The sequence below is a fragment of the Flavobacterium sp. P3_A6 genome (assembly GCF_056403035.1).
Genome location: NZ_JBFUGG010000089.1, coordinates 1 through 517, shown reverse-complemented (window position 1 = coordinate 517; position 517 = coordinate 1). Strand labels below are relative to the sequence as shown.

The 517-nt window shown below is 75.2% G+C and carries 1 protein-coding gene; it reads left to right on the top strand.

Going from position 1 to position 517, the window contains the following annotated elements:
- On the top strand, positions 1-517 hold a 517-nt coding region (locus AC1DVP_RS21450; protein ID WP_477185497.1), incomplete at both ends, for a glycoside hydrolase family 1 protein.

Below are 517 nucleotides of genomic sequence, written 5' to 3'. Positions count from 1 at the left end.
GCCCGGCGCCGACCACCAGCGCGCCGTCGACCACCTGGGAGCCGCCCACGGAGCCGATGGCCTTCCCGGCGGGGTTCGTCTGGGGTGCGGCGACGTCGGCCTTCCAGGTCGAGGGCTCGACGACGGCGGACGGTCGAGGGCCGTCGATCTGGGACACGATCGCGGCGACGCCCGGCCGGATCCGCGACGGCGCGACGGGCGACCCGGCGGCCGACCACTACCGGCTGTGGGAGTCGGACCTCGACCTCATCAAGAGCCTGGGCCTGCCCGCGTACCGGTTCTCGGTGGCGTGGCCCCGCATCCAGCCGACGGGCTCGGGGGCGGTGAACCAGGCGGGCGTCGACTTCTACCGGCGGCTGGTCGACGGGCTGCTGGCGCGGGAGATCCACCCGGCGATCACGCTGTACCACTGGGACCTGCCGCAGCCGCTGCAGGACGCCGGCGGCTGGGCGGTGCGGGACACCGCCGAGCGGTTCGGCGAGTACGCGGCGGTCGTGTTCGACGCGCTGCGCGACGT